General features: G+C 66.9%; 10 protein-coding genes. 1 reads left to right on the plus strand and 9 read right to left on the minus strand.

From position 1 onward, the window contains the following. Window positions 1–34: 34 nt before the first annotated feature. From O8I58_RS04285 to ligA, 6 genes are all read right to left on the minus strand, one after another. Window positions 35–5,044 carry an alpha-2-macroglobulin family protein gene (locus O8I58_RS04285; protein ID WP_298320977.1) on the minus strand — a complete coding sequence of 1,670 codons (5,010 nt, stop codon included), beginning with the start codon at window positions 5,042–5,044 and terminating at the stop codon, window positions 35–37. A 128-nt stretch (window positions 5,045–5,172) separates the two neighbouring features. Further along, complete coding sequence (gene gyrA / locus O8I58_RS04290; protein ID WP_298320978.1) at window positions 5,173–7,875, minus strand: DNA gyrase subunit A; 2,703 nt, start codon at window positions 7,873–7,875, stop codon at window positions 5,173–5,175. A gap of 314 nt (window positions 7,876–8,189) precedes the next feature. Then, window positions 8,190–9,245, minus strand: a complete 1,056-nt coding sequence (gene mtnA, locus O8I58_RS04295; protein WP_298320980.1) for an S-methyl-5-thioribose-1-phosphate isomerase — start codon at window positions 9,243–9,245, stop codon at window positions 8,190–8,192. Window positions 9,246–9,294: 49 nt separating this feature from the next. Then, window positions 9,295–9,774 carry a DUF3011 domain-containing protein gene (locus O8I58_RS04300; RefSeq protein WP_298320982.1) on the minus strand — a complete coding sequence of 160 codons (480 nt, stop codon included), beginning with the start codon at window positions 9,772–9,774 and terminating at the stop codon, window positions 9,295–9,297. Between the two features lie 146 nt (window positions 9,775–9,920). Further along, a complete protein-coding gene (gene epmA / locus O8I58_RS04305) occupies window positions 9,921–10,892 on the minus strand; it encodes an EF-P lysine aminoacylase EpmA (RefSeq protein WP_298320984.1) in 972 nt (323 codons plus the stop codon). Next, entirely contained in the window at window positions 10,889–13,372 is a 2,484-nt protein-coding gene (gene ligA / locus O8I58_RS04310) for an NAD-dependent DNA ligase LigA (RefSeq protein ID WP_298320986.1), read from the minus strand. The genes epmA and ligA overlap by 4 nt, the downstream gene beginning before the upstream one ends. 223 nt (window positions 13,373–13,595) lie before the next feature. On the opposite strand from ligA, the gene opgC reads away from it, so the two are divergent. Continuing rightward, window positions 13,596–14,717, plus strand: a complete 1,122-nt coding sequence (gene opgC, locus O8I58_RS04315; protein ID WP_298320988.1) for an OpgC domain-containing protein — start codon at window positions 13,596–13,598, stop codon at window positions 14,715–14,717. Between the two features lie 13 nt (window positions 14,718–14,730). Here the strand turns inward: opgC and zipA are convergent, their stop codons facing one another. The 3 genes from zipA to O8I58_RS04330 all read right to left on the minus strand — a co-directional run bounded on the left by zipA (window position 14,731) and on the right by O8I58_RS04330 (window position 22,176). Continuing rightward, window positions 14,731–15,459 carry a cell division protein ZipA gene (zipA, locus tag O8I58_RS04320; protein ID WP_298320989.1) on the minus strand — a complete coding sequence of 243 codons (729 nt, stop codon included), beginning with the start codon at window positions 15,457–15,459 and terminating at the stop codon, window positions 14,731–14,733. Window positions 15,460–15,599: 140 nt separating this feature from the next. Continuing rightward, entirely contained in the window at window positions 15,600–19,103 is a 3,504-nt protein-coding gene (gene smc / locus O8I58_RS04325) for a chromosome segregation protein SMC (RefSeq protein WP_298320991.1), read from the minus strand. Between the two features lie 175 nt (window positions 19,104–19,278). Further along, the gene (locus O8I58_RS04330; RefSeq protein WP_298320993.1) at window positions 19,279–22,176 is read right to left on the minus strand and encodes a DUF748 domain-containing protein; all 2,898 of its coding nucleotides are present in this window, start codon (window positions 22,174–22,176) and stop codon (window positions 19,279–19,281) included. Between the last annotated feature and the right edge of the window lie 53 nt (window positions 22,177–22,229).

Consider the following 22,229-nt stretch of genomic DNA (forward strand, 5'->3'; position numbering starts at 1 on the left):
CGTGGCCGGCACCGGCTTCAGCGGTGACGACACGTCACGGCTGCACCACCTGGATGCTGGACGGCGTCACCTTGCCCACGCCGCGCAGGTCCGGGCGGTACATGTCTTCCACCAACGGCGGCGGTACCAGATACGTGCCCGGTGTCACCGCGCGCACCAGATAGAACACCCGCGCCGTGCTGCCGCGCCCGAGCTTGAGCGCCGCGACATAACGGTCATCACGGAACTCCTCGTGCTGCACATTGGCGGCGCTGTCGCGGTCGCCGATGTTGATGCCATCGACCACCACATCGGCCCACTGCTTGGCATCGCCCAGATTGAAGTTCTCGATCTCCAGGCCTGCCGGCAACAGGTCGGTCAGCAGCGCATCGGACATCTCGGTATTGGCCGTGATGCTGACACCGACGATCAAGGCATCGCCTTCCTTCAACACGCCACCGGTCCACGGCTTGCCGTCGGTGGTGAAGTAGCGTCGCTCCACGCCGATCACGCTGGCATCGTAGGCCGGTGCCGTACGTGGAATGCCCGCGACCTCCAGGCTTGCGAATGCCGGCGGCGTTCCCTGCGGATCGAACTGCACGCCCTTGGCCAGCACGCTGCCGTCGAAATCACGCGCGGTGATGCGCTGGTCGCTGACCGCGCTGTCCTGGCCATCGACATGCCACGTGCCGGAGATCGTCCCGGCGTGCCCATCGCCCAGCAGTGCCTTGCCCAAACGACCGATGGCGATCTGCTCCTGCGTGCTCAGATAGAACCAGGGGCGCTTGCGGCGTTCATCCAACTCGCGGCCCAGTGCCACTACCTTGTCGTCGAACCCCGGCGTGGTGAGTTTGCGTTCGCGCACCATGGCCAGCATCAGCGCATCGTCGCGCAGCACCGTGCCGTAGTCGCCGAGCCACGATGGGCGATCGCCATCCTTGCCGAAGCCTTCGTCGATGGCGGCCTGGCCGCGCTTGCGATCCCCCTGCAGGCTCAATGCGATACCCAACTGGACCAGCGGCAGGCCGCTCATCGCATCCTTGCGGTCGTTGTCGTACATCGCCCGCAGCGTACCCAGCGGCGCGCGCCCGACCCGCGCCAGCGCGTAGCCGGCGTAGGCCTTGCTGGCGAACTGCATGTGCTTGCGGAACTCGTAACCGTAGTACTGATCGCCACCGGAGAGCAGGCTTTCGTTGAGCCGGTCCAGTGACTTCTGCAGCACGGTCTCGGGAATCGCGAAGCCGCCATCGCGCGCATCCAGCAGGAAGTCAGCCACGTAGGCCGTCATGTACGGCGACACCGAACCACCTTCGCCGCCCCACATCGAGAAGTTGCCATTGCCGATCTGCATCGAGGCGATGCGGCCGAACGCGCCCTCCATGCGTTCCTTGCGCTTGGCCGGGGTGAGCCCCTTGACCCCCATCAGGTCCGCCGTGGCCTGGTCCAGGATCAGCGCGGCATAGCCCTTGCTGGTGGTCTGCTCCAGGCAGCCGTACGGGTACTTGAGGACATCTTCCAGCGCTGCGGCGAACGGCAGCGGCGGCAGCGCGCTGACGACCAGGCGGCCGTTGACCGAACCCTCCATCAGGCCATCGGCGAAGCCGGCATCCATGGTGATCGGTGCCAGCGGATCGACCATCTTCGCCTGCGTGCGCACCACCGCCGGCCAGCCCGCGCGCACCGGTACGTCCAGCTTGCGGTCCACCTTGTAGCCGGTACTGGTGCCATCCACGCGGATGCGCACCTGGGCCACGCCATAGCCCTCCTTGGCCTGCAACGGGAAGGACAGCGTGTTCTTCACCCCGTCGGCCAGTTGCAGGTTGCGGCTACCCTCGCCAATCGCCAGCGGACCCACGCCTTCGACCAGCACCTTGAAGGCGCCAGCCTTGCCGGTGAAGTTCTGCACGTCCAGGGTGACCGTGCTGCGGTCGCCCGGCGCCAGCACGCGCGGCACGCTGGCCTCGGCCACGATGGGCGCGCGGACCACGGTTTCCTCGGACTTGCTGCCGTACTTGCTGTCCGAATACACCAGTGCCGAGACCCGCAGGGTGCCGTTGAAATCCGGCACCTTCAATTTGATACGGGCAATGCCCTTGGCATCGAGCTTCACCGGGCCGGAGAACAGGTCCACCGTCTGCACATGTGCGGTGGGGCGCCGCGCCTGCGGCAAGGCGCCCAGGCCCATGTCACCGCCGAAACGGATCTTGGCCATGCTGCCTTCGAAACTCTCGATCACCCGGCCATAGACGTCATAGGCATCCACCGCCAGGCGGCGCTGGGCGAAGAACCACGCAGTCGGGTCCGGCACCGGGTAGCGGGTGATATTGAGGATGCCCACGTCCACCGCCGAGACGGTGACATGCGCCACCTGCCCGGCCAGCTGCGGCACGCCCACCGTGACCGGCAGGTCCTGTTCGGGCTGCATCAGCTTGGGCACCGATACGCCCACGGCCACCTTGCGGTCACTGCGGTCCATCGGCACGAATGCCACGCCCACCGCACGCGCCGGGGTGATCTTGGACGGCGCACTGCCGCCACGGAACACCAGCGCGGTGATGTAGACGTCGTGGCGCTCCCAGTCCTCGGTGACGGGGATGGAGAAGGTGCTGCCGTTCTTGGCCTCGATCTCCTTGGTGTAGATCATGTGGTCCGACTCGACCAGCAGCAGGCCCTTGCCCTCGTGCGGCGGCGTCACGGTCACCTTGAGCGTGTCACCGGCCCGGTAGGCGGTCTTGTCCAGTGCCAGCTTGACCTTGTCCGGGCGCGCGTCCAGCCCGCGGTTTTCGTCATCCCAACCCCAGCCTGCGTAGAACGGATAGCGCGTCACCAACCCGTTCTGCGGATCGGTCACTTCCAGTCGATAGCCACCCCATTCCACCGGGAACTCGACCTTGGCGGCGGTCTCCCCGGTATCGACAGTCTTCTCGCCGGCCTTCTCGAAACGCTGGACGTAGTCGTACTTCCAGCCGGTGTCTTCGTCGTAGCTCCAGTGGTATTCGCGCACCTCGCGGATCAGGGCGACCTTCAGCCCCTTGCCAGCCACGCGCTTGCCGGCGGCGTCGTACCGCGCGACCTCGAACGCCGCCGTGGTGTTGGCACCGGAACCATCGGTGTCCTCGAACAACGGCCGCACACCGATCAGCGCCGGGGCCGGCCACAGCACGCGCTTGAGCACGCGGTTGACCGTGCGCCCACCGCTCTCGTACACGCTGCCGGCGATCATCGCACTGACCGGCGTGTTGGATTTGACCTCCGAGGGCCAGTCCACGTTCTGCGAGAAATGGCCCTTCGCATCGAACTCGCCATCGGCCACGTCACTGGCATCGCGCGGCAGGGTCACGGTGGGGTCGCCGAAGAACCAGCCCGGCAGGTTGTCCAGCGGGTGCTGTTCCACCGCCACCGCCAGCTTGGCGGTAAAGCGATTGCCGGCAGCCGGCGCGCCATACAGGTACGCGGCATCGGCCGCCAGCGGGATCGGCTGGCTGGGCTTGAGCGTGGCCGGCGCGGACAGGTCCAGCTTCAGGCGCTCGGGCAGGAACTCCTCGATCCGCAGGCTCATGCCTTCGATCACGTCCTTGCTGGCCGGGTCGGTGCGGAACTCCACCTGCCAGCGTCCGGTGGGCGCTTCGTTGGGGATGATCTGTTCGAACTGGAAGTAGCCCTGCTCGCCTTCGCTCAGCTTGGTTTCGCGGAAGGTCTTGCCGTCGGGCTGCTTCAGGCGCAGGTACAGCGGCTGCCCGGCCTTGACCGGCTTGCCATCGTGATCGCGCAACAGGGCCGACACGCGCACGGTTTCACCTGGGCGATACAGGTCACGGCCCGACCAGGCAAAGACATCAAACCACGCGTCCTTGCGGCCGGCCACCGCGAACTCGCTCAGGTCCAGCGCAGGCTGGTTGAAGGGCAGCATCGCCGGGTCATGGCCGTGGCTGGCCACCAGCACGTGCGTGGCGTCCAGCGTATAGCGCAGCAAGGCGTTGCCGTTGCCGTCGGTCTGGCCCTTCAGGACTACCTGCCCCTTCTTGTCCAGGATCTTCAGGTCGGCCTTGCCGATGGCCTCGCCATTGGCCAGCGAGGCGGTGTGCACGAACAGCGTGTCCTTGTAGGCGCGCGCATGCAGGCCCAGGTCGGTCACCGTGAAATACGTGGCCTGGATGCCGCCGGAGAATTCGGTGGGCCGACGCATCACGGCCACGTACAGCCCCGGCTGCTGCAGTTCCTTGATGTCCTGGATGGGCAGGTAGCTCAACACCCGCTCGTTGGGCTTGCCATCCAGCGCGAAGCGGTTCACGTAGACCGGATCGGCCAGGTCACCCAGCGGCTTGTTGCTGCCGTAGTTGCGGTCCAGGTCCCAGCCATCGTTCATGCCACCGTTGCGGAACTGGGCAAAGAAGCGCGGCAGCGCGTCCTCATGCACGCGCAGGAACTGCACGTCCACCTCGGGTACGTTGAGCGCCACCACCGGCAGGCCACGCGTGTCCTTGGCCGGCAGCACGCTGCCCAGCGAGGCGAAGCCCACCACCGGCTTCATCGGCCCGGTCTGCACCTTGCGCACGATGCCTTCCGGCAGGGTCGATCCGTCGGCGGCCTTCAAGCCGGTATCGACCTTGATGTTGTATTCGCTCGCCGGGTCCAGCGAGGGCGCGCGGATGATGGTCGGGTCTTCGTCGTCCAGCACCCAGCTGGTGCGCACGACCGCGTCGTTGCCATCGGTGATGTGCAGGACCGCGTCGAAATCCTGGTCCTGCACCAGGGCGCGGCTGAACTCCAGCGCGACGGCGGTTTCACCACTGACCTGGTCCGGGTAGGCCGCCACCAGGCCGAAGCCCTTGACCTCCACCCGTTCGACTTTGACCGCTTCACCGGACACCTTGGGCAGCTCGCCGGTCTTGTTGCGGTCGCAGCCAGTCAGGGCCAGCAGGCCAAGGGCAGCGGCGAGCAGCAGGCCGCGCCAGGGGCGTCGCGCGTGCGCTTGGGTTTCCCGTCGGGTGGCCGAAGCCAGGTGCGCATCCTGCGCGATGGTCTGCTGTGGCGCGCGCGCGCCGCGACCTTGCGTGCTGTCCATGTAACGCATTCTCCTGCCTGATTTTGCGCGGAATTATAGACGCGGACGAACCGCAGAAACGACGCTGCCGCCCCGTTTCAAGGGGGCGGCAGCGAAGGTGCATCACTTCAAGCTGGAACGCCGGTGGCTCAGGCTTCCGGCTGGGCCTCACTAGAGGCGACGACGCCATCGGCCGCGGCTTCCAGGTCTTCGTCTTCTTCCAGCGACGCATCCAGGCGTTCGATCGCCTGCAGCTTTTCCTTCTTGCCCAGGCGGATCAGGGTGACGCCCTGGGTATTGCGGCTCACGGCCGAAATCTCGGTCGAACGCGTGCGCACCAGCGTGCCACCATCGGAGATCAGCATGACCTCGTCGCTGTTGCCCAGCAGCAGCGCGCCGACCAGCTTGCCGTTGCGGGCATTGGTCTGGATGCCGATCACGCCCTGGGTGCCGCGGCCCTTGCGCGGGTAATCGGCCAGCGGGGTGCGCTTGCCGAAGCCGTTCTCGGTGGCGGTCAGGATGTAGCAGCCGTTCTCGTCCTGGGTGGTTTCCAGAACAGCCTCGTCGCCGGCGGTCTCGACTGCTTCGTCGACCACATCTTCCGCGGCCTCGTCGCTGCCGGCACCGGCGGCGCGTTCGGCCACGATCAGGCTGACCACGTCCTCGCCCACAGCCAGCCTGATGCCGCGCACGCCGGTGGCGGTGCGGCCCATGGAACGCACGGCCTCCTCGCCGAAGCGCACGGTCTTGCCGTTGGAAGCGAACAGCAGCACGTCACGCTCGCCATCGGTCAGGGCCACGCCGACCAGCGCATCGCCTTCGTCCAGGTTGATCGCGATCTTGCCGCGCGCCAGGCGATAGGCGAACTCGGTCAGCGGGGTCTTCTTGACCGTGCCGTTGCGGGTGGCGAAAAACACGAAGCGGCCTTCGTCATACGCGCGTACCGGCAGCACGGCCTGGACCTTCTCGCCGGCTTCCAGCGGGATCCAGTTGATGATCGGACGACCGCGCGCGTTCGGCCCGGCCTCGGGCAGCTGGTGCACGGCCAGCCAGAACACGCGGCCCTTGCTGGTGAAGGTCAGCAGCGTGTCGTGGGTGTTGACCAGCCACAGCTGGTCGATGAAATCCTCGTCCTTGGTCGCCGCGGCGTTGCGACCACGGCCACCGCGCTTCTGCGCGCGGTAGCTGCTGGCCGGCTGGCGCTTGGCATAGCCCGAATGCGACAGGGTCACGACCATGTCTTCCGGCGCGATCAGGTCGAGGATGTCGAAGTCTTCCTCGCTCTGGCGGATCTCGCTGCGACGCGGATCGCCGAACTCGGCCTTGACGTTCAGCAGCTCCTCGCGGATCACCTCCTTCAGCACCTCCGGATTCTCCAGGATGCGGATCAGGCCGGTGATGGTTTCCAGCAGCAGGCGGTATTCCTCGGTGAGCTTTTCCTGCTCCAGGCCGGTCAGGCGGTGCAGGCGCATTTCCAGGATCTGGCTGGCCTGCACTTCGGTCAGCTGGTAGCGGCCCTGCAGGAAACCCACGCCGCTGGGCAGGTCTTCCGGTCGCGAGGTTTCGCTGCCCGACGCCGCCAGCAGCGAGCCCACCAGGCCCGGTTCCCAGGTCTTGGCCAGCATGCGCTCGCGCGCTTCGCCCGGATTGGCCGAGGTCTTGATCAGCTCGATCATCTCGTCGATGTTGGCGAGCGCGACCGTCAGGCCTTCCAGGATGTGCGCGCGGGCGCGGGCCTTGCGCAGTTCGAAAATGGTCCGGCGGGTCACCACCTCGCGGCGGTGGCGCACGAAGGCTTCCAGCATCTGCTTGATGTTGAGCAGCTGCGGGCGGCCATCGACCAGGGCGACCATGTTGATGCCGAACACCGACTCCATCGGCGTCTGCGAGTACAGGTTGTTGAGGACCACCTCGGCCGATTCGCCGCGCTTGACCTCGATGTAGATGCGCATGCCGTCCTTGTCGGACTCATCACGCAGTTCGCTGATGCCTTCGAGCTTCTTTTCCTTGACCAGCTCGGCGATCTTCTCGATCAACCGCGCCTTGTTCACCTGGTAGGGAATCTCGGTGACGATGATCGCTTCGCGGCCGGTGCGGTCGTCGACTTCCACGTCGGCCTTGGCGCGCATGCGCACCCGGCCACGGCCGGTGCGGTAGCCGGCGATGATGCCGGCGGTGCCGTTGATGATGCCGGCGGTGGGGAAATCCGGGCCCGGGATGTATTCCATCAACTGGTCGATGTCGATCAGCGGGTTGTCGATCATGGCGATCAAGCCATCGATGACTTCGGACATGTTGTGCGGCGGGATGTTGGTCGCCATGCCCACCGCGATACCGGCCGAACCATTGACCAGCAGGCTCGGGAACCGGGTCGGCATGACCGTCGGCTCAAGCTCTTTTTCGTCGTAGTTGGGCTGGAAATCGACGGTTTCCTTGTCGATGTCGGCCATCATCTCGTGGGCCAGGCGCGACATGCGCGACTCGGTGTAACGCATCGCGGCAGCGGAGTCGCCGTCGACCGAACCGAAGTTGCCCTGGCCATCGACCATCATGTAGCGCAGCGAGAACGGCTGGGCCATGCGCACCAGCGTGTCGTACACCGACTGGTCGCCATGCGGGTGGTACTTACCGATCACGTCACCGACGATACGGGCGGACTTGAAGTGCTGCTTGTTGCTGTGCGCGCCGAGTTCGTGCATCGCGTACAGGACGCGGCGGTGCACCGGCTTGAGGCCGTCCCGGACATCGGGGAGTGCGCGGCCCACGATCACGCTCATGGCGTAATCGAGATAGCTCTTGCGCATCTCGTCTTCGAGGTTGACGGGGATGATTTCCTTGGCGAGATCAGCCATTCGATGTCCGTGCTTGTCTTCGGTGCGTCAGGCCAAAACCCGGGCTGCCACAGGCTGCGTGGCGACTGGATTCCGGAGGGGTTTTCAAGCGCGGAATTGTACCACGCGCAGCCACCCGGATGCGGCCCGGGATACGGCGAAAATCAAGCACTTGCGCGTGGAACCTGGCTTATGCGGCCGCTTTGCGCGGCATGTTCCACCATGCCATTCCGGCATCGGATCGTGCGGGAGCGGCGCATCGCCGCGACGAGGTTTCCCGATCAAACCCCATCGCAGCCACGGGCCGCGCCTCCACGGCAATCGAACGCGTGCCTTCAGCCGAAGGCTGCGCGCATCTTCGCCGTGGTGGGCTGCTCGACCACGCCCCTCTCGGTCACGATGGCATCGATCAGCTCGCCCGGCGTCACGTCGAAGACCGGATTCCAGGCGTTGATGCCTTCGGCCACGATGCGCACGCCGCCGATGCCGTGCAGCTCGCCCGGATCGCGCTCTTCGATCTCGATCAGGTCGCCGCTGGCGGTGTCCATGTCGACCGTGGACGAAGGCGCGACCACCATGAACTTCAGGCCGTGGTGGCGCGCGGCGATGGCCAGCTGGTAAGTCCCGATCTTGTTGGCGGTGTCGCCGTTGGCGCAGATCCGGTCAGCGCCGACGACGACCCACTGCACCGCGCCGGTCTTCATCAGGTGCGAAGCGGCCGAGTCGGCAATCAGGGTCGCGTCGATGCCGTCCTGCTGCAGCTCCCACACGGTCAGGCGCGCGCCCTGCTGCCACGGCCGGGTCTCGTCGGCGAACACCTTGAGGATCTTGCCCTGGGCCACGCCGGCACGGATCACGCCCAGTGCCGTACCGAAGCCAGCGGTCGCCAGCGAGCCGGTGTTGCAATGGGTCAGCACGCCACTGCCCTGCCCGATCAAGGCCGCGCCCAGTTCGCCCATGTGGCGGTTGGCGGCCAGGTCTTCGGTGGCGATGGCCTCGGCTTCGCGTTCCAGCACCGCCATCCAGTCGGTGCCGGCGGGCTGCAGTACGCGGCGCATGCGCGCCAGCGCCCAGGCCAGGTTCACCGCGGTCGGGCGTGCGGCGTTGAGGCGCTGCAGGGCCGGTTCGATCTTCAGTGATGCCTCGGCGCCATCGGCAGCCTCAATCTCGCGCCCAGCCAGCACCGTGCCCCAGGCCGCCGCAATGCCGATCGCCGGCGCGCCGCGGACAGCCAGCGAATGGATGGCGGCGGCCACATCATCGCTGGTGGCACAGGTCACATGCTCCACCACGAAGGGCAGCTTGCGCTGGTCCAGCAGTTCCAGGGCGTCACCGGTCCACAGGATCGGACGGATGCGGTCGTAACGGGCGTAGTCGAAAGTGTCGTTCATCGGCGCATTTTACCCGCGACGATGTCGCAATCCGAATGCAGGACCGCGATCAGCGGACGCGGAACAGTCCGCGGCAGCCGCCATCGACCCAGACCCCGTCGTCATCCCAGCCCCAGGTCTTGCCTTCCTCGCAAGCCATGTCCGACATCTGCCGGACCAACTCAACCGTCTCGACAGTGACCTGTGCCGGGCAGTATTTGCGCGCCTGGTCGGTGGATTCGCAACGGACCACGCGGTGCTTGAGGTCGAACTCCCCACCATCGTCATCGCCTGCGCCACTGACGAACTCACCACGGCAGCCATGGTCGACCCACACGCCGAAGCGGCCGTAGTCCCAGGTGCGTCCCTTGACGCAGGGCATGTTCGACAGCTGCTTGGTCAGGCGCACGCCGGCCGAGGCGTCCACGTCGCAATATTTCAGGTCCTTGTCCTTGGACTCGCAGCGGAAATGCTGCACGGGCACGTCGTCCAGCGTCTTCTCATGGCCGCCGAACAAACGCCCCACCGTGGCGCAGCCAGGCAGAGCCATCGCAGTACACGCCAGCAGGCTTACACGGACCCAACGACTGCTCGACACGGCCTTCCCCAGAACGCTACGCAAACTCGAAACTCCCTGCCGGTGTGGTTCATGCCAGCACAATTACGTGTTTACGGTCCGTGTATTCCCAGCGTGTGTCAGGCCCCCGCGAAATCGAAAGCCAGCACGTCGGCGATCCGGGAGGTTCCCAGCATCGCCATCAGCAGCCGATCCATCCCCACTGCCACGCCGGCGCAGTGTGGCATGAGTGGCAGGGCGTCAAGCAAGTGCCCATCGCGCGGCGGCTGAACAAGCCCGCGCGCGGCACGACGCTGGTTGTCGCGGCTGAACCGGGCAGCCTGTTCAGTGGCATCGCGCAGCTCGTGATAACCGTTGGCCAGCTCCATCGCGCCTAGGTACAGCTCGAAGCGTTCGGCCACTGGCGGGTCGCCTGCGCGGATCTGCGCCAGCGCCGCCTGGCTGGCCGGCCAGTCATGCACGATCGTGATCGCATCGGCGGAGAAGTTCGACTGGATGTGGTGGGTCACCAGCAGGTCGAGCCAGTCATCGCGACCCAGCCCTTCGCCATCGATCCGTACCCCGCCCAGCGCCGCCTGCAACTGCTCCACGCTGGCGGTGAACGGGTCCAGCCCCAGGCTGCGCTGGAACAGGTCGCGATAGGTCAGCGACTCGACCGAGGCCGTACGCCCGACCAGTGCCAGTGCCTGCTGGACCAGTGCAACCGTTTCATCAGCCAGGCGCTGGTGGTCCCAGCCCACCCGGTACCACTCAAGCATGGTGAACTCGGGATTGTGGCGGCCACCGGCCTCGCCATTGCGAAACACCCGGCCAAGTTCGTAGCAATCCCCGATGCCTGCCGCCAACAGCCGCTTGAGCGGATATTCGGGCGAAGTGCGCAGCCAGCGCGTGCGCGCGCCGGCACTGACATGACCACTGAAATCGGTGGTGAAGCTGTCGATGTTCGGCTCGGTGTTGCCGGCCTGCGACAGCACCGGCGTTTCCACTTCCAGCACCTCGCGCTCGGCGAAGAACGCCCGCACCAGCGCGTTCAGGCGTGCGCGCAGGCGAAGCGCGTCCAGCGAGGCATTCGGACGCCATGCCTGGCTCATGCGTGCCGCTCCAGGAACGCCAGCAGCCGCGCTTCGTCCCAGACCTCGATGCCCAGGTCCTGGGCTTTCTTCAGCTTCGAACCGGCTTCGGCGCCGGCAACGACGAAGCTGGTTTTCTTCGACACGCTGCCCGTCACCTTGGCGCCCAGCGCTTCGAGCTTCGCGCCGGCTTCATCGCGGCTCATCGCGTCCAGGCCACCGGTCAGCACCACGGTCTGCCCGGTCAACGGGCCGGTTTCGACGGCAGCCTGCTGCGGCGTGATCGCATCCAGCCTGGCCAAGGCCTCGGCGGTGCGGCGCAGCAGCTGCACGTGCGCATCGTCTTCCAGCCACGCGGCCAGTGCGCCCGCCGTGTCCTTGGGTAGGCCGATGCCGATCAACGTTGCCGCTTCGGCATCGACGATGTCGTCCACATCGGGCATTGCCGCGGCCAGCGCTTCGGCACGCACCCTGGTGAGCTTGGGGATCTCGATGTCGGCCAGCAGCGTCGCCAGGTCCAGGCCGTCGCGCAGCAGGCCGCTGGGCGCATGGGTGTCACCGATCTGTACACCGCGCGCCAGCAGGTCATCGATGGCCTGCTGGTTGCCCTCCTGGGCGAAGAAGCCCCCCAGCGAACGCGCCACCTCGCCGCCGACATCGGGCACGCGCTTGAAGACCGGCCAGGGCAAGACCCGGATCAGCGCCAGGTCGCCAAACCACGCCGCCAGGGCCTTGGCCGTGCTCTCGCCGACGTGGTCGATGCCCAGTGCGAACAGGAACCGCTCCAGCGTCGTCTGGCGGCTGGCATCCAGCGCCTCGACCAGGTTCTCGGCCCACTTGGTTGCGATCTTCCTGCGGTTCCAGTCGAAGGTCGGCAGGCCGGCGCGCAGCAGGTCTGCCTGCCAGGTGTCAGGCGCTTCGTCGGTGTCGCCGCGCACCTGGGCCACCTCGGCTTCCAGCCTGGCGTAGGCGCCACTGGCCAGGTGCTCGCGGGCCTCGCGCAGAAAACCTTCAGGCGTCTCTGCGCCGGTGACCAGCCGCAGTTGCAGCAGCATGTCCAGGTCGAGCTTGTACAGGTCGGCCACGCCCTGGACCACGCCGGCATCGACCAGCACTTCGATGAATTTCTCGCCGAGGCCATCGACGTCCATCGCCTTGCGCGAGACGAAATGGCGGATCGCCTCCTTGCGCTGCGCCGGGCAGCTCAACTCGCCGGAACAACGCCAGGCCGCAGCGCCTTCCTCGCGCACGATGTCCGAACCACAGACCGGGCAATGGGTCGGCATCTGCCAGGCTTGCGTGCCTGCGGGCCGCTGGGCTTCGATCACGCTGACCACTTCGGGGATCACGTCGCCGGCGCGACGCACGATCACCGTATCGCCGATGCGCACGTCCAGTCGCGCGATCTGGTCGGCGTTGTGCAGGGTCGCATTGGTCACGATCACGCCCGCCACCTGCACCGGCTCCAATCGCGCCACCGGGGTGGCGGCGCCGGTGCGGCCGATCTGGATCTCGATGTCCTTGACCGTGGTCGATTGCTCCTGCGCCGGGAATTTATGGGCGATCGCCCAGCGCGGCGCGCGCGAGACGAAACCCATCTCGCGCTGGCCCTGCGCATCGTCCAGCTTGTAGACCACGCCGTCGATGTCGAACGGCAGCGCGTCGCGGCGCGCGCCGATGTCGCGATAGAAGTCCAGCAGGCCCGCGGCGCCTTCGACCAGTTTCGACAGGTCGCTGACCGGGAATCCCCACGCACGCAGTTGCTGCAACATGCCCGAGTGGCTTTCGGGCAAGACCCCGCCTTCCACTGCACCGGTGCCGTAGGCGTAGAACGCCAGCGGCCGCTGCGCGGTGATGCGGGCATCCAGCTGCCGCAGCGAACCGGCCGCACCATTGCGTGGATTGGCCAGCACCTTGCCGCCATGCAGCCGCGCCTGTTCGTTGTACGCCTCGAACGCGGCGCGGGGCATGTAGACCTCGCCCCGCACTTCCAGCACGTCGGGCCAGCCCTCGCCACGCAGCTTGAGCGGAATGGCCTTGACCGTGCGCAGGTTGGCGGTGACGTCCTCGCCGGTGGCGCCATCGCCACGGGTGGCACCCTGGACGAACACGCCGTGTTCGTAGCGCAGGCTGATGGCCAGGCCGTCGAGCTTGGGTTCGGCCGAGAACGTCAGCGTCCTGCGGCCCAGCTTTTCGGCGATGCGGCGAACGAAGTCAGCCACCTCTTCATCGTCGAAGGCATTGCCCAGCGACAGCATCGGGATGGCGTGCCGCACTTCGGCGAATTTCGATTCTGCCAATGCGCCGACGCGCTGGGTCGGCGAATCGGGTGTCACCAGTTCCGGATGCGTCGCTTCCAGTTCGTCCAGTGCACGCAGCAGGCGGTCGTACTCCGCGTCCGGGATATTCGGCTCATCCAGCACGTGATAGCGATAGCTGGCGTCGTCGAGCTGCTGTCGCAGTTCGGCGATGCGGGCCGCAGGATTGGTCGCGTTGGTCATCGGCTGATTTTACCCGGGCTGGCGATTTCACGATGCCATGCAGCCACAGCTTCGACTGACCCGCGTACAGGCGGAGGCGCGATGCGGCTACAGGCGCAGGCATCGGTCACCAAGCCGATGAGTCCCGCGCCCTGGCAACAACGCGGGTCCCGTGACTGGCCTGGCATGCTTGCCACCTGCGTTGCTACTTCTTGAGCGTCACTGCGCCCAAGGAGGACCTCCCGTGGCGTCCCGCCCGCCCGAACGCATGGTGCCGCTGGATTTCATCCGCGGCATCTGCCTGATCGTCATCACGCTCAACCACTATTCGTTGCTGACCCAGTTGCTGGGCTATCCCGGCAAGGCGCTCTGGACGCCCACGACGCTGGGGTATTCATCCTCGGCCGAACTGTTCTTCTTCATTTCCGGCTATCTGGTGGGCCTGATCTACGCGCAGCCGGGCATGTCGGCCGGGCTTTCGTTCGTACGCCTGAGCCATCGCGCCGGGCATCTGTACCTATACAACGCGCTGGCGTTCCTGTGCCTGCTGGCGCTATGTGGCGTGCTGCCGGAACAACTGGCCACGCAGCTGCGGATGCACGACCTGGTCTGGACACCGCACCAGGCCGCACGGGCCTTCCTGCTGCTGCGCGACAGCCCGCCGCTGCTGGACGTACTGCAGATCTACGTGATCTTCCTGCTGGCCTGCATCCCGCTGGTGCCCCTGGTGATCCGCTGGCCCCGGACCGTCCTGGCCGCCTCGCTGGCGCTGTATGTCCTGAGCCAGTGGCAGTCGGTGGCCGCGTCGCTGGGCCAACCGGGAGAATCGGGCTACTTCAACCGCTACGCCTGGCAGCTGTTGTTCATCGGCGGCATCGTCGGCGGGCGCCTGCAGGCCTTGCAACACCTGCAGGATGCGGCGCGTCACCCGCGCATCGCCTTCGCGCTGCTCTCCACGCTAGCGGCGATGACGGTGTTCTTCCTGATCGACCGCAAGGTGATGCCGCTGACCGACATGCGATGGTGGGACAAACGTGACCTGGCGCCGCTACGGCTCGCACATGCGGCACTGGTGCTGTTCGCCTGGTTCTGGCTGTGCGGCGTCTTGCAGCAGACGAGGCTGCACCGCTGGGGCGGACACCGGATCGTTGAAGCCTTCAGCACCCTGGGCCGGCAATCCCTGGAGATGTTCACCTTCGGCATCGCACTGTCGTATGCCGGCGCGCTGCTGCTGCGCGCGCTGTCGCTGGGACGGATGACCTACCTGGCCATCGCCGCGCTGCTGGTCCTGCTGATGTGGCTGTTCGCCCGCTACCTGCGCTTGCGGCACCTGATGGCGAGGACACCGCAGGCCCCGGCCACCTGACCGGAGCGCCGATTCACCAGCGCGGGGTCTTGCTCAGCGGCGGGGCTTCATGCTGTCGGTCGTAGCCGCGCAGTTCCTCGCGGATATGCTGGATACGCTGGCGGCCAAGCGCGTTGCGGCTGTCGTCCAGGACCACGCCATCGAGCAGTTCGGCCATGCGCTGCACGTTGGGCAGCATCATTTCCCAGGCGTCCAGCGCGGTCATCGGTGCCGGCAGGGTCAGGAAGAAGGCGATCGCCGGGGTTTCCAGCTCACGGATCGCAGCCATGTCGAAGCTGCCCGGCTGCATGATGTTGGCCATGCTGAAGACCGGGCCGCGCTCGGGGTGGCCTTCGATCAGGCGATGGAACACGTTCATGTGGCCGAAGGTCAGGCCGGTCTTCTCGGCCGCCACCACGATGTCCTCGCCGCGCAGCGTCTGCCCGGATTTGGCGGCCACGTACAGCGAGATGATCTTGTCGAAATCCGCACCCGGGCGCTTGCCCAGGTCGTTGTCGGCGGCACTGGTATCGGCCAGGCCCAGGTCGGGCTGGATCACGCCCTCACCGCTGTAGTCGCCCTGCCCGCTGTGCCCGGCGTTTTCGCCGCCCAAGCTGGGCTCCACGCGCGAAGCTTCGCGTTCGCCCGACTCCAGGCGCCGGCCCTGTGGCGGCTTCTTGGGCCGACCGAACAACACCATGGCCGCGATCAGGATGACGCCCACCACGGCGATGCCAATCCGCAGCATCATCACATCCGACATCAGCAGGCGCTCCTTTTCCGAAACAGGCGCGATGGTGCCACGCTTGGCGCGAGGCATCCATCCCCGATGGGGCGAAGCGTGAGTGGAACCAGCGAGAAGTGAGGAGCGAGCGGCAAGGCAGTTCCGCTCACTCCGGGCGCTCAGGCCGCGCCAGCCAGACGCGAGGCTTCGGCCAGGTCCACCGAGACCAGGCGCGAGACACCGGGTTCGCGCATGGTCACACCGGAGAGCTGGTTGGCCGCTTCCATCGTCGCCTTGTTGTGGCTGACGAACAGGAACTGCACCTTCTCGCTCATCTCCTTGACCATCGCCGCCAGGCGGCCGACGTTGGCTTCGTCCAGCGGCGCGTCGACCTCGTCCAGCAGGCAGAACGGCGCCGGGTTGAGCTGGAAGATGGCGAACACCAGCGCCACCGCGGTCATCGCCTTCTCGCCGCCGGACAGCAGCGAGATGCTGGACACGCGCTTGCCCGGCGGGCGCGCCATGATGGTCACGCCGGTGTCGAGCAGGTCTTCGCCAGTCAGTTCCAGATATGCATGGCCACCACCGAACAGGCGCGGATACAGCGCCTGCACGCCGGAGTTCACGCGGTCGAAGGTGTCCTTGAAGCGGCCGCGGGTTTCGCGGTCGATCTTGCGGATGGCTTCTTCCAGCGTCTCCAGCGCCGCGGTCAGGTCGGCGTTCTGCGACTCCAGGTATTCGCTGCGGGTGCTGGCCTCGCCGTATTCGTGGATGGCAGCCAGGTTGACCGGCTCCAGGCGCCGCATGCGGCCGTCGATCTGCTGCACGGCCTGTTCCCAGTCGGACAGCTTGGCCACCTCGGGCAGGGTTTCGATCACCGCGGCCAGCACGAAGCCGGCCTGCTCGACCGCGCCGGACAGCTGCTCAGCCTTCAGCACCAAAGCCTGCTGGTCCAGGCGGCGCTGGGCAATGGCCTCACGCTGGGCCAGCGCCTGTTCGTCGCGCTGCTGGCGGGTCTGCTCGTACTGGCGCAGGCCGATGTCGATGCCGTCCAGCGCGGTGCGCGCCTCGGTCAGCACACGTTCGGTGCGCACACGCTCGTGCAGCGCGTTCTCACGCTCGGATTCCAGCGACGACACCGGGTCGCCGCCTTCGGTCAGCTGCAGGGTGATCTCGCCCAGGCGCGAATCCAGCTGGCCACGCTGCCCCCCCATGCGTTCCAGCGCCTGGGTCAACGAGACAACCTGGGTGCGCTGCGATTCCAGGGTCAACGCCAGCGCGTGGGTGGCCTCGCGGGTGGCGCGTGCGGCTTCGCGGGCCGCATCGCGGGCGGTGAAGATGTCACGGCGCTCGGCATCCATGGCGATGCGTGCGTCTTCCTGGTCGGCCATGCGGGTGACCGCGTCTTCCAGGCGCAGGCGCGCTTCGGCGGCCTGGTCGCGGGCTTCTTCCAGCGCCTGTCCCAACTGCGCCAGCTCGCCGTCGATGCGATCGATCCGGTTGCGGGCCGCATCGACCTTGCCCTGCTGACCTTGCAGCTGGCCAGCGAGTTCGGATACGCCGCGGTGCGCGGTGTACAAGCTGCGCTGCGCTTCTTCGCGGGCCTGCTCGCCGGCAAGCGCGGCTTCGCGCAGGCTGGCCAGTTCCTGCTCGGCCTGCGCTTCGCGCGCCTGCAGGGTTTCGATCTCGGCGCGCAGTGACTGGATCTCGCGCTCGCGCAGCAGCGCGCCCTGCTTGGATGCGCCGGAGCGCTGGATGTGCACCCAGCCCTCGCCCAGCCGCTCGCCACCGCGGGTGATGACCGCATCGCCGGCCGGCAACTGCGCCTGCAGCGCGCGCGCAGCGGCGAGGTCCTCGACCGCATGCAAGCGCGACAACAGGCGACGCACGGCCAGCGGGCCCTGCACCTTGGCTGCCAGCGAAGTCGGCGCGAAGGCTTCCGCGCCCTCCTGCGGCGAAACCAGCGCGATCCGCCCTTCGCCCAGGTCGGCCAGCGCCTCGACCAGCGATTCCGGCGATTCGACCAGCACGCCTTCGATCAGGCGGCCGAGCGCGCCTTCCACGGCGTTTTCCCAGCCGGCTTCGACGGTAAGCGCTTCACCCACGCGCGTGGCCGAATCCAGCCCACGCGCCTTCAGCCAGGCCACGGCCGCGCCCTGTTCCTGGCCCAGGGCGGCCTGCTGCAGGGTTTCCAGCGACGACAACCGGCCGCGCGCGGCCTGGGCGCTCTTGCGCACATCGGCCTGCTGGGCCTGCAACGTGCGCTGGCGTTCGCTGAAGCCATCGACGTCCTGCTTGCGCAGTTCGACCGCTTCGGTCAGCTCGTCCAGCGCGGCCTTCTTGATTTCGTGCTCTTCGAACAGCGCCTCGTAAGCCGAAGCCAGCGCTTCCAGATCCAGACCAGCACGCTCGGCAGTCAGTGCTTCGCGGCGGCGATCCGATTCCAGCGACTGGCGATCCAGATAATCGACGCGGGTCCGCTCAACCTCACCGGCGCGCGAGGACTCGGCGGTAGCGCGGCCATGCGCTTCCCAGCGCGCCTGCCAGTCGGCCAGTTTGGCCTCGGCCTCGCGCAGCGCGTCCTGGCGCATGACGTCCTCTTCGCGCAGCTGCTCCAGCTGCGGCTCGGCTTCGTCCAGTGATTCGCGCAGCACCGCCAACCGCGCGCTGTCGCTGTCGATATGGCTGCCCAGCTCGGCCAGCTGCGCCTGCGCCTCGGCCTGGGCCTTGAACAGACGGCTTGAGAGGTCCTTCTGGTGCTGGATCTGCTGTTCGATGCGAGCCAGGTTGCCGCCCACCTGATAGACGTCGGCCTGGGCGCGGTTGAGCGTTTCCACCGCTTCGTCGCGGCGCAGGCGGTCGCCTTCGATCTGGGCTTCGGCTTCACGCTGTTCGGCGATCAGTTGCTGCAGGCGGGTTTCCTCGACCGACAGGCCTTCGCGCAGGCCGGTGAGTTCGCCATCCAGGCCACGGTATTCCAGCGCCTTCCACTGTGCATCCTTGATCCGGCGCTCTTCCTGCAAGGCCTGGTACTGCTCGGCCTGGCGCGCCTGGCGCTTGAGGTGTTCGAGCTGCTTGTCCACTTCCTCGCGCAGGTCGGTCAGGCGTTCGAGGTTCTCGCGGGTGTGGCGGATGCGGGTCTCGGTTTCCTTGCGGCGCTCCTTGTACTTGGAGATGCCGGCGGCTTCTTCCAGGAAGACGCGCAGGTCTTCCGGGCGGGCCTCGATGATCTGGCTGATCATGCCCTGCTCGATGATCGAGTAGCTGCGCGGGCCAAGCCCGGTGCCCAGGAACAGGTCGGTGATGTCGCGGCGGCGGCACTTGGTGCCGTTGAGGTAGTAATTGCTCTGACCGTCGCGGCTGACGGTGCGCTTGACCGAGATCTCGTTGAACGCGGCGAATTCGCCGGAGATCGTGTGGTCGGAGTTGTCGAAGATCAGCTCGACCGTGGCTTGCGACACCGGCTTGCGTGCAGACGAACCGGAGAAGATCACGTCGGTCAGCGAATCACCGCGCAGGCGGCTGGCCGAGCTTTCGCCCATGACCCAGCGCACCGCGTCGATGATGTTCGACTTGCCGCACCCATTGGGGCCGACCACGCCGGTCATGTTGGTCGGCAGGTGCAGCGTGGTGGGATCGACGAAGGATTTGAAACCAGACAGCTTGATCGTGGACAGGCGCATGCGACGTAGGTTTCCGGGACCGCGGTGCTGGGGGCAACACGCGCCGTCTTAGATGAGGATCAGGGTGATGTCTGGCACTTAACCCATTGACCAGGCTTGGAAATATTGCGCACGCGCCAGACGCCGATTGGGCAGTATAACGGCCATGACCGGCGCCGGCCCGGGCGCCGACGGCCTATTCCAGCCCCAGTTCCAGCCGGACCGCACCGGCCTGGACGACCGGCGCCTTGTTGGTGGTGATGAACACGCGCGCCGGGTCCAGCTTGCCGCCGGCCAGCAACGCATCCTGGATCGCGTCGGCACGGGCGCGCCCCAGCGACTGCAGGTCTGCCGGCGCCGGAGCGTAGTGCGCCAGCAGCGCAGCCTGCAGCCACGCGGCTTCGGCCTGGTCGCGCGCCTGGTGCCGCTCCTTGCGCGTCGCGTCGGCCGCGTCGGTGCTGGGCTCGGCATCCGGTGGTTCTGGCTTGTGCCCCAGCACCTGTCGATAGAGCTTGCTCAAGAGCTTGACCTGGTCGTCGGCGGGCAAGGTATCCAGCGCGACGGCATCGCCCTCGCCCGCCAGCGCCGCCTGCAGGCGCTGCTGCGCCAGTGCCGCATCGTCGGTCCCGGCGACGGTGCCGGCTGGAATGTCCAGGCGCAGCGTCGGACGGTCGGCCAACCCTTCGGCCAGGGACGCCAGATGCGCGCCGGCGGCTTCCGGGAGCACGGACGAGCCCGGCGCGAAATCGACGAACTGTGCATCCTCGGCCCCGGCAAACAGCGAACCCAGGAACGAGAACGGCGCCATCACCACCTTGGTCAGCACGTTCTTGATCACCTGCCAGATCACCGGGCCGATCCGGAACTTGGGGTCGTCCAACGTCCCGGTCACCGGCAGGTCCAGGTCGATCACGCCATGGCGATCCTTGAGCAGCGAGGTCGCCAGCCGCACCGGCAGCGACACCTTGTCCTTGCTGTCAGTGGCCGCGCCCCACTCCAGCTGGTCAAGGATCACGTGGTGCGAGGCCTGCAGCTTGCGGTCGTCGATGCGGTAATGCAGCTCGGTGGTCAGCTTGCCCTTGGCGATCGAATACCCGGCAAACCGGCCCGAATACGGGTTGAACAACGGCAGGTCGATGTTGCGGAAGGCCACCGCGATGTCGGTGTGCTTGTCGAACGCGAACGGCCGGGTGCCACCGGTGATGGTGACCGGCGAATACTGGTTGATCACCTGCCCCTTCAGGTCGATGTCGGCGACCGAATCGGTAGCCGTGGACAGGCCGCGCACGCGCCCGCTGAGCTTGTCGATGCGCGCGGAGAAGTTCGGATCGATGGAGTAATCGGCGAAGGCCACGGTCGCGTCGCGCAGGGTCAGCTGCCCGATGCGCAGCGGCATTTCGGCCTGGGCGGGCGTACTGGACTTCGCGACCGGCGTCTCACTGGGTGCAGACAAGATGCTGACCAGGTTGACCGAGCCATCCTGCGACACCAGCACCCGTGCCGAGGCCTTGTCCGCCCGGATCTCGCGGATCGTCAAGGCATCGGGCGCAGCGCTGTAGTCGATGCCACTGATCTGGACACGCTCCCAGGACAGGAAATCGCGCCCGTCCGCGCGCTCGACGATATTCAGGCCGGTGACCGCGCCATCGCCCTTGAAGGACAGGTCCGGCCCGGGCGCCCCGGTCGGCTGCATCACCAGCTTGCCCGCGGCCTCGACACGGCCGGACTTCAATGTCAGCGCCGGATACCGCGGCAGGTAGCCCAGCAGCGACTGCAACGGCAAGGCGCCCAGTTTCACCTGCAGGTCCGCCGCCAGCGTATCGGGCACCAGCGTGCCCTGCAGTTCGACCGGCGTGGTCTTGTTGAGCGTCGCGCGCACCTCCACCGGCAGCGGCCTGGCCAGGTCCAGACTGGCGTCTTTCACCGTCACCGCCAGCGGCGCCAACTGGAACCGGGCAGCTGGCCGCACCGCACGATCGTCGAACACCGCATCGCCTCCCTCCAGCGCGAAGCGGCCGACATTGACGGTCCACCCGGAATCCGCGTTGGCCGGTGCTGGCGTTGCATTGGCGGCGGGCGGCGGGCTGGCCAGCAGGCGCTCAAGGTTGAGGTGACCGTCGGCTTCGCGCCACAGCTGCGCCTTCATGCCGTCGATGCGGATTGCGTCGATCTGCACGGCATGGCGCCCCAGCGACAGCCGGGTGTTGTCCAGTGCGGCACTCGGCAACACCACCCAGTCCTGTTCCACGCCACGCGCACGCAGCGCAAGCTGGTTGGCGCGCGCCTCGGCCAGGGTGATCTCCAACTGCACGCCTTCCGGCCCGGCGCCGGTGAAGTCATACCGCCCAGCCAGCTCCAACGTGCCATCGGACAGCTGCATCGGCAGGCTGTCTTCGAGGAAGGCATACACGCTGCGCGCCTGCAGCGCCGAGATGCGGAAGGCGCCGCTGGACGCCAGTGGTTGCAGCGACAGGTTGCCACTCCAGCCGAAGCGCTCGCCCTGGGTGGTGCGGGCACCGAAGGTGAAGGTGCTGCCGGTATCGGTGGTGCTGAAATTGCGCAGGGTGAAATCGATGGGCGACAGGGTTTTCTCTGGCTTGACCCGCCGGCTCCAATCCGCGAAATCGACCTTGCCGCCAGTCACGGTGAGCGACCAGATCTGCAGCGACGGCAGCGGGCCATCGTCCTTGGACGGGGGAGACAGCTCGGCCAGGTTGAGCGATCCATCCGGGCGGATCAACGCATGCGCATACGGCCCGTCCAGGATGATCTCGCGGAACACGTAGGCGCGCCGCCACAGCGACGACACCTGGAAATCCGCATGCAACCTGCGTAGCGCTACCAGCGGACGGCTGTCCTTGCCAGCGGCATCGCCGACGGCGATGTCGGCCACATCAAGCTGGAAGGTAAAAGGATTGAACCGGATCTCGCCCAGCGTCAGCGGTTTGTGCAGGACCTGGCTGACGTAGTCGGTGGCCTGCGAGCGCAGCACCCGCGGCAGCGCCCAGAATCCCAGCGCCGCGTAAAGTCCGACCAGCGCCAGCGCAGCCACCGGCGCCCAGAGGAACCACCTGGATTTCGTCCAGAACGCCATGACGATTCCCGACACCAAGCCTGGCCGGCATCATGCCTCACAAACCTGCCACG

Origin of the sequence: Pseudoxanthomonas sp., from assembly GCF_027498035.1 — a bacterium.
In the GTDB taxonomy this organism is placed as follows: Bacteria; Pseudomonadota; Gammaproteobacteria; order Xanthomonadales; family Xanthomonadaceae; genus Pseudoxanthomonas_A.

Bases quoted from the DNA above. Each gene is read 5' to 3' on its own strand.
- O8I58_RS04285 (WP_298320977.1), bottom strand. From the start codon at position 5,044: ATGGACAGCACGCAAGGTCGCGGCGCGCGCGCGCCACAGCAGACCATC.
- gyrA (WP_298320978.1), bottom strand. From the start codon at position 7,875: ATGGCTGATCTCGCCAAGGAAATCATCCCCGTCAACCTCGAAGACGAG.
- mtnA (WP_298320980.1), bottom strand. From the start codon at position 9,245: ATGAACGACACTTTCGACTACGCCCGTTACGACCGCATCCGTCCGATC.
- O8I58_RS04300 (WP_298320982.1), bottom strand. From the start codon at position 9,774: ATGGCTCTGCCTGGCTGCGCCACGGTGGGGCGTTTGTTCGGCGGCCAT.
- epmA (WP_298320984.1), bottom strand. From the start codon at position 10,892: ATGAGCCAGGCATGGCGTCCGAATGCCTCGCTGGACGCGCTTCGCCTG.
- ligA (WP_298320986.1), bottom strand. From the start codon at position 13,372: ATGACCAACGCGACCAATCCTGCGGCCCGCATCGCCGAACTGCGACAG.
- zipA (WP_298320989.1), bottom strand. From the start codon at position 15,459: ATGTCGGATGTGATGATGCTGCGGATTGGCATCGCCGTGGTGGGCGTC.
- smc (WP_298320991.1), bottom strand. From the start codon at position 19,103: ATGCGCCTGTCCACGATCAAGCTGTCTGGTTTCAAATCCTTCGTCGAT.
- O8I58_RS04330 (WP_298320993.1), bottom strand. From the start codon at position 22,176: ATGGCGTTCTGGACGAAATCCAGGTGGTTCCTCTGGGCGCCGGTGGCT.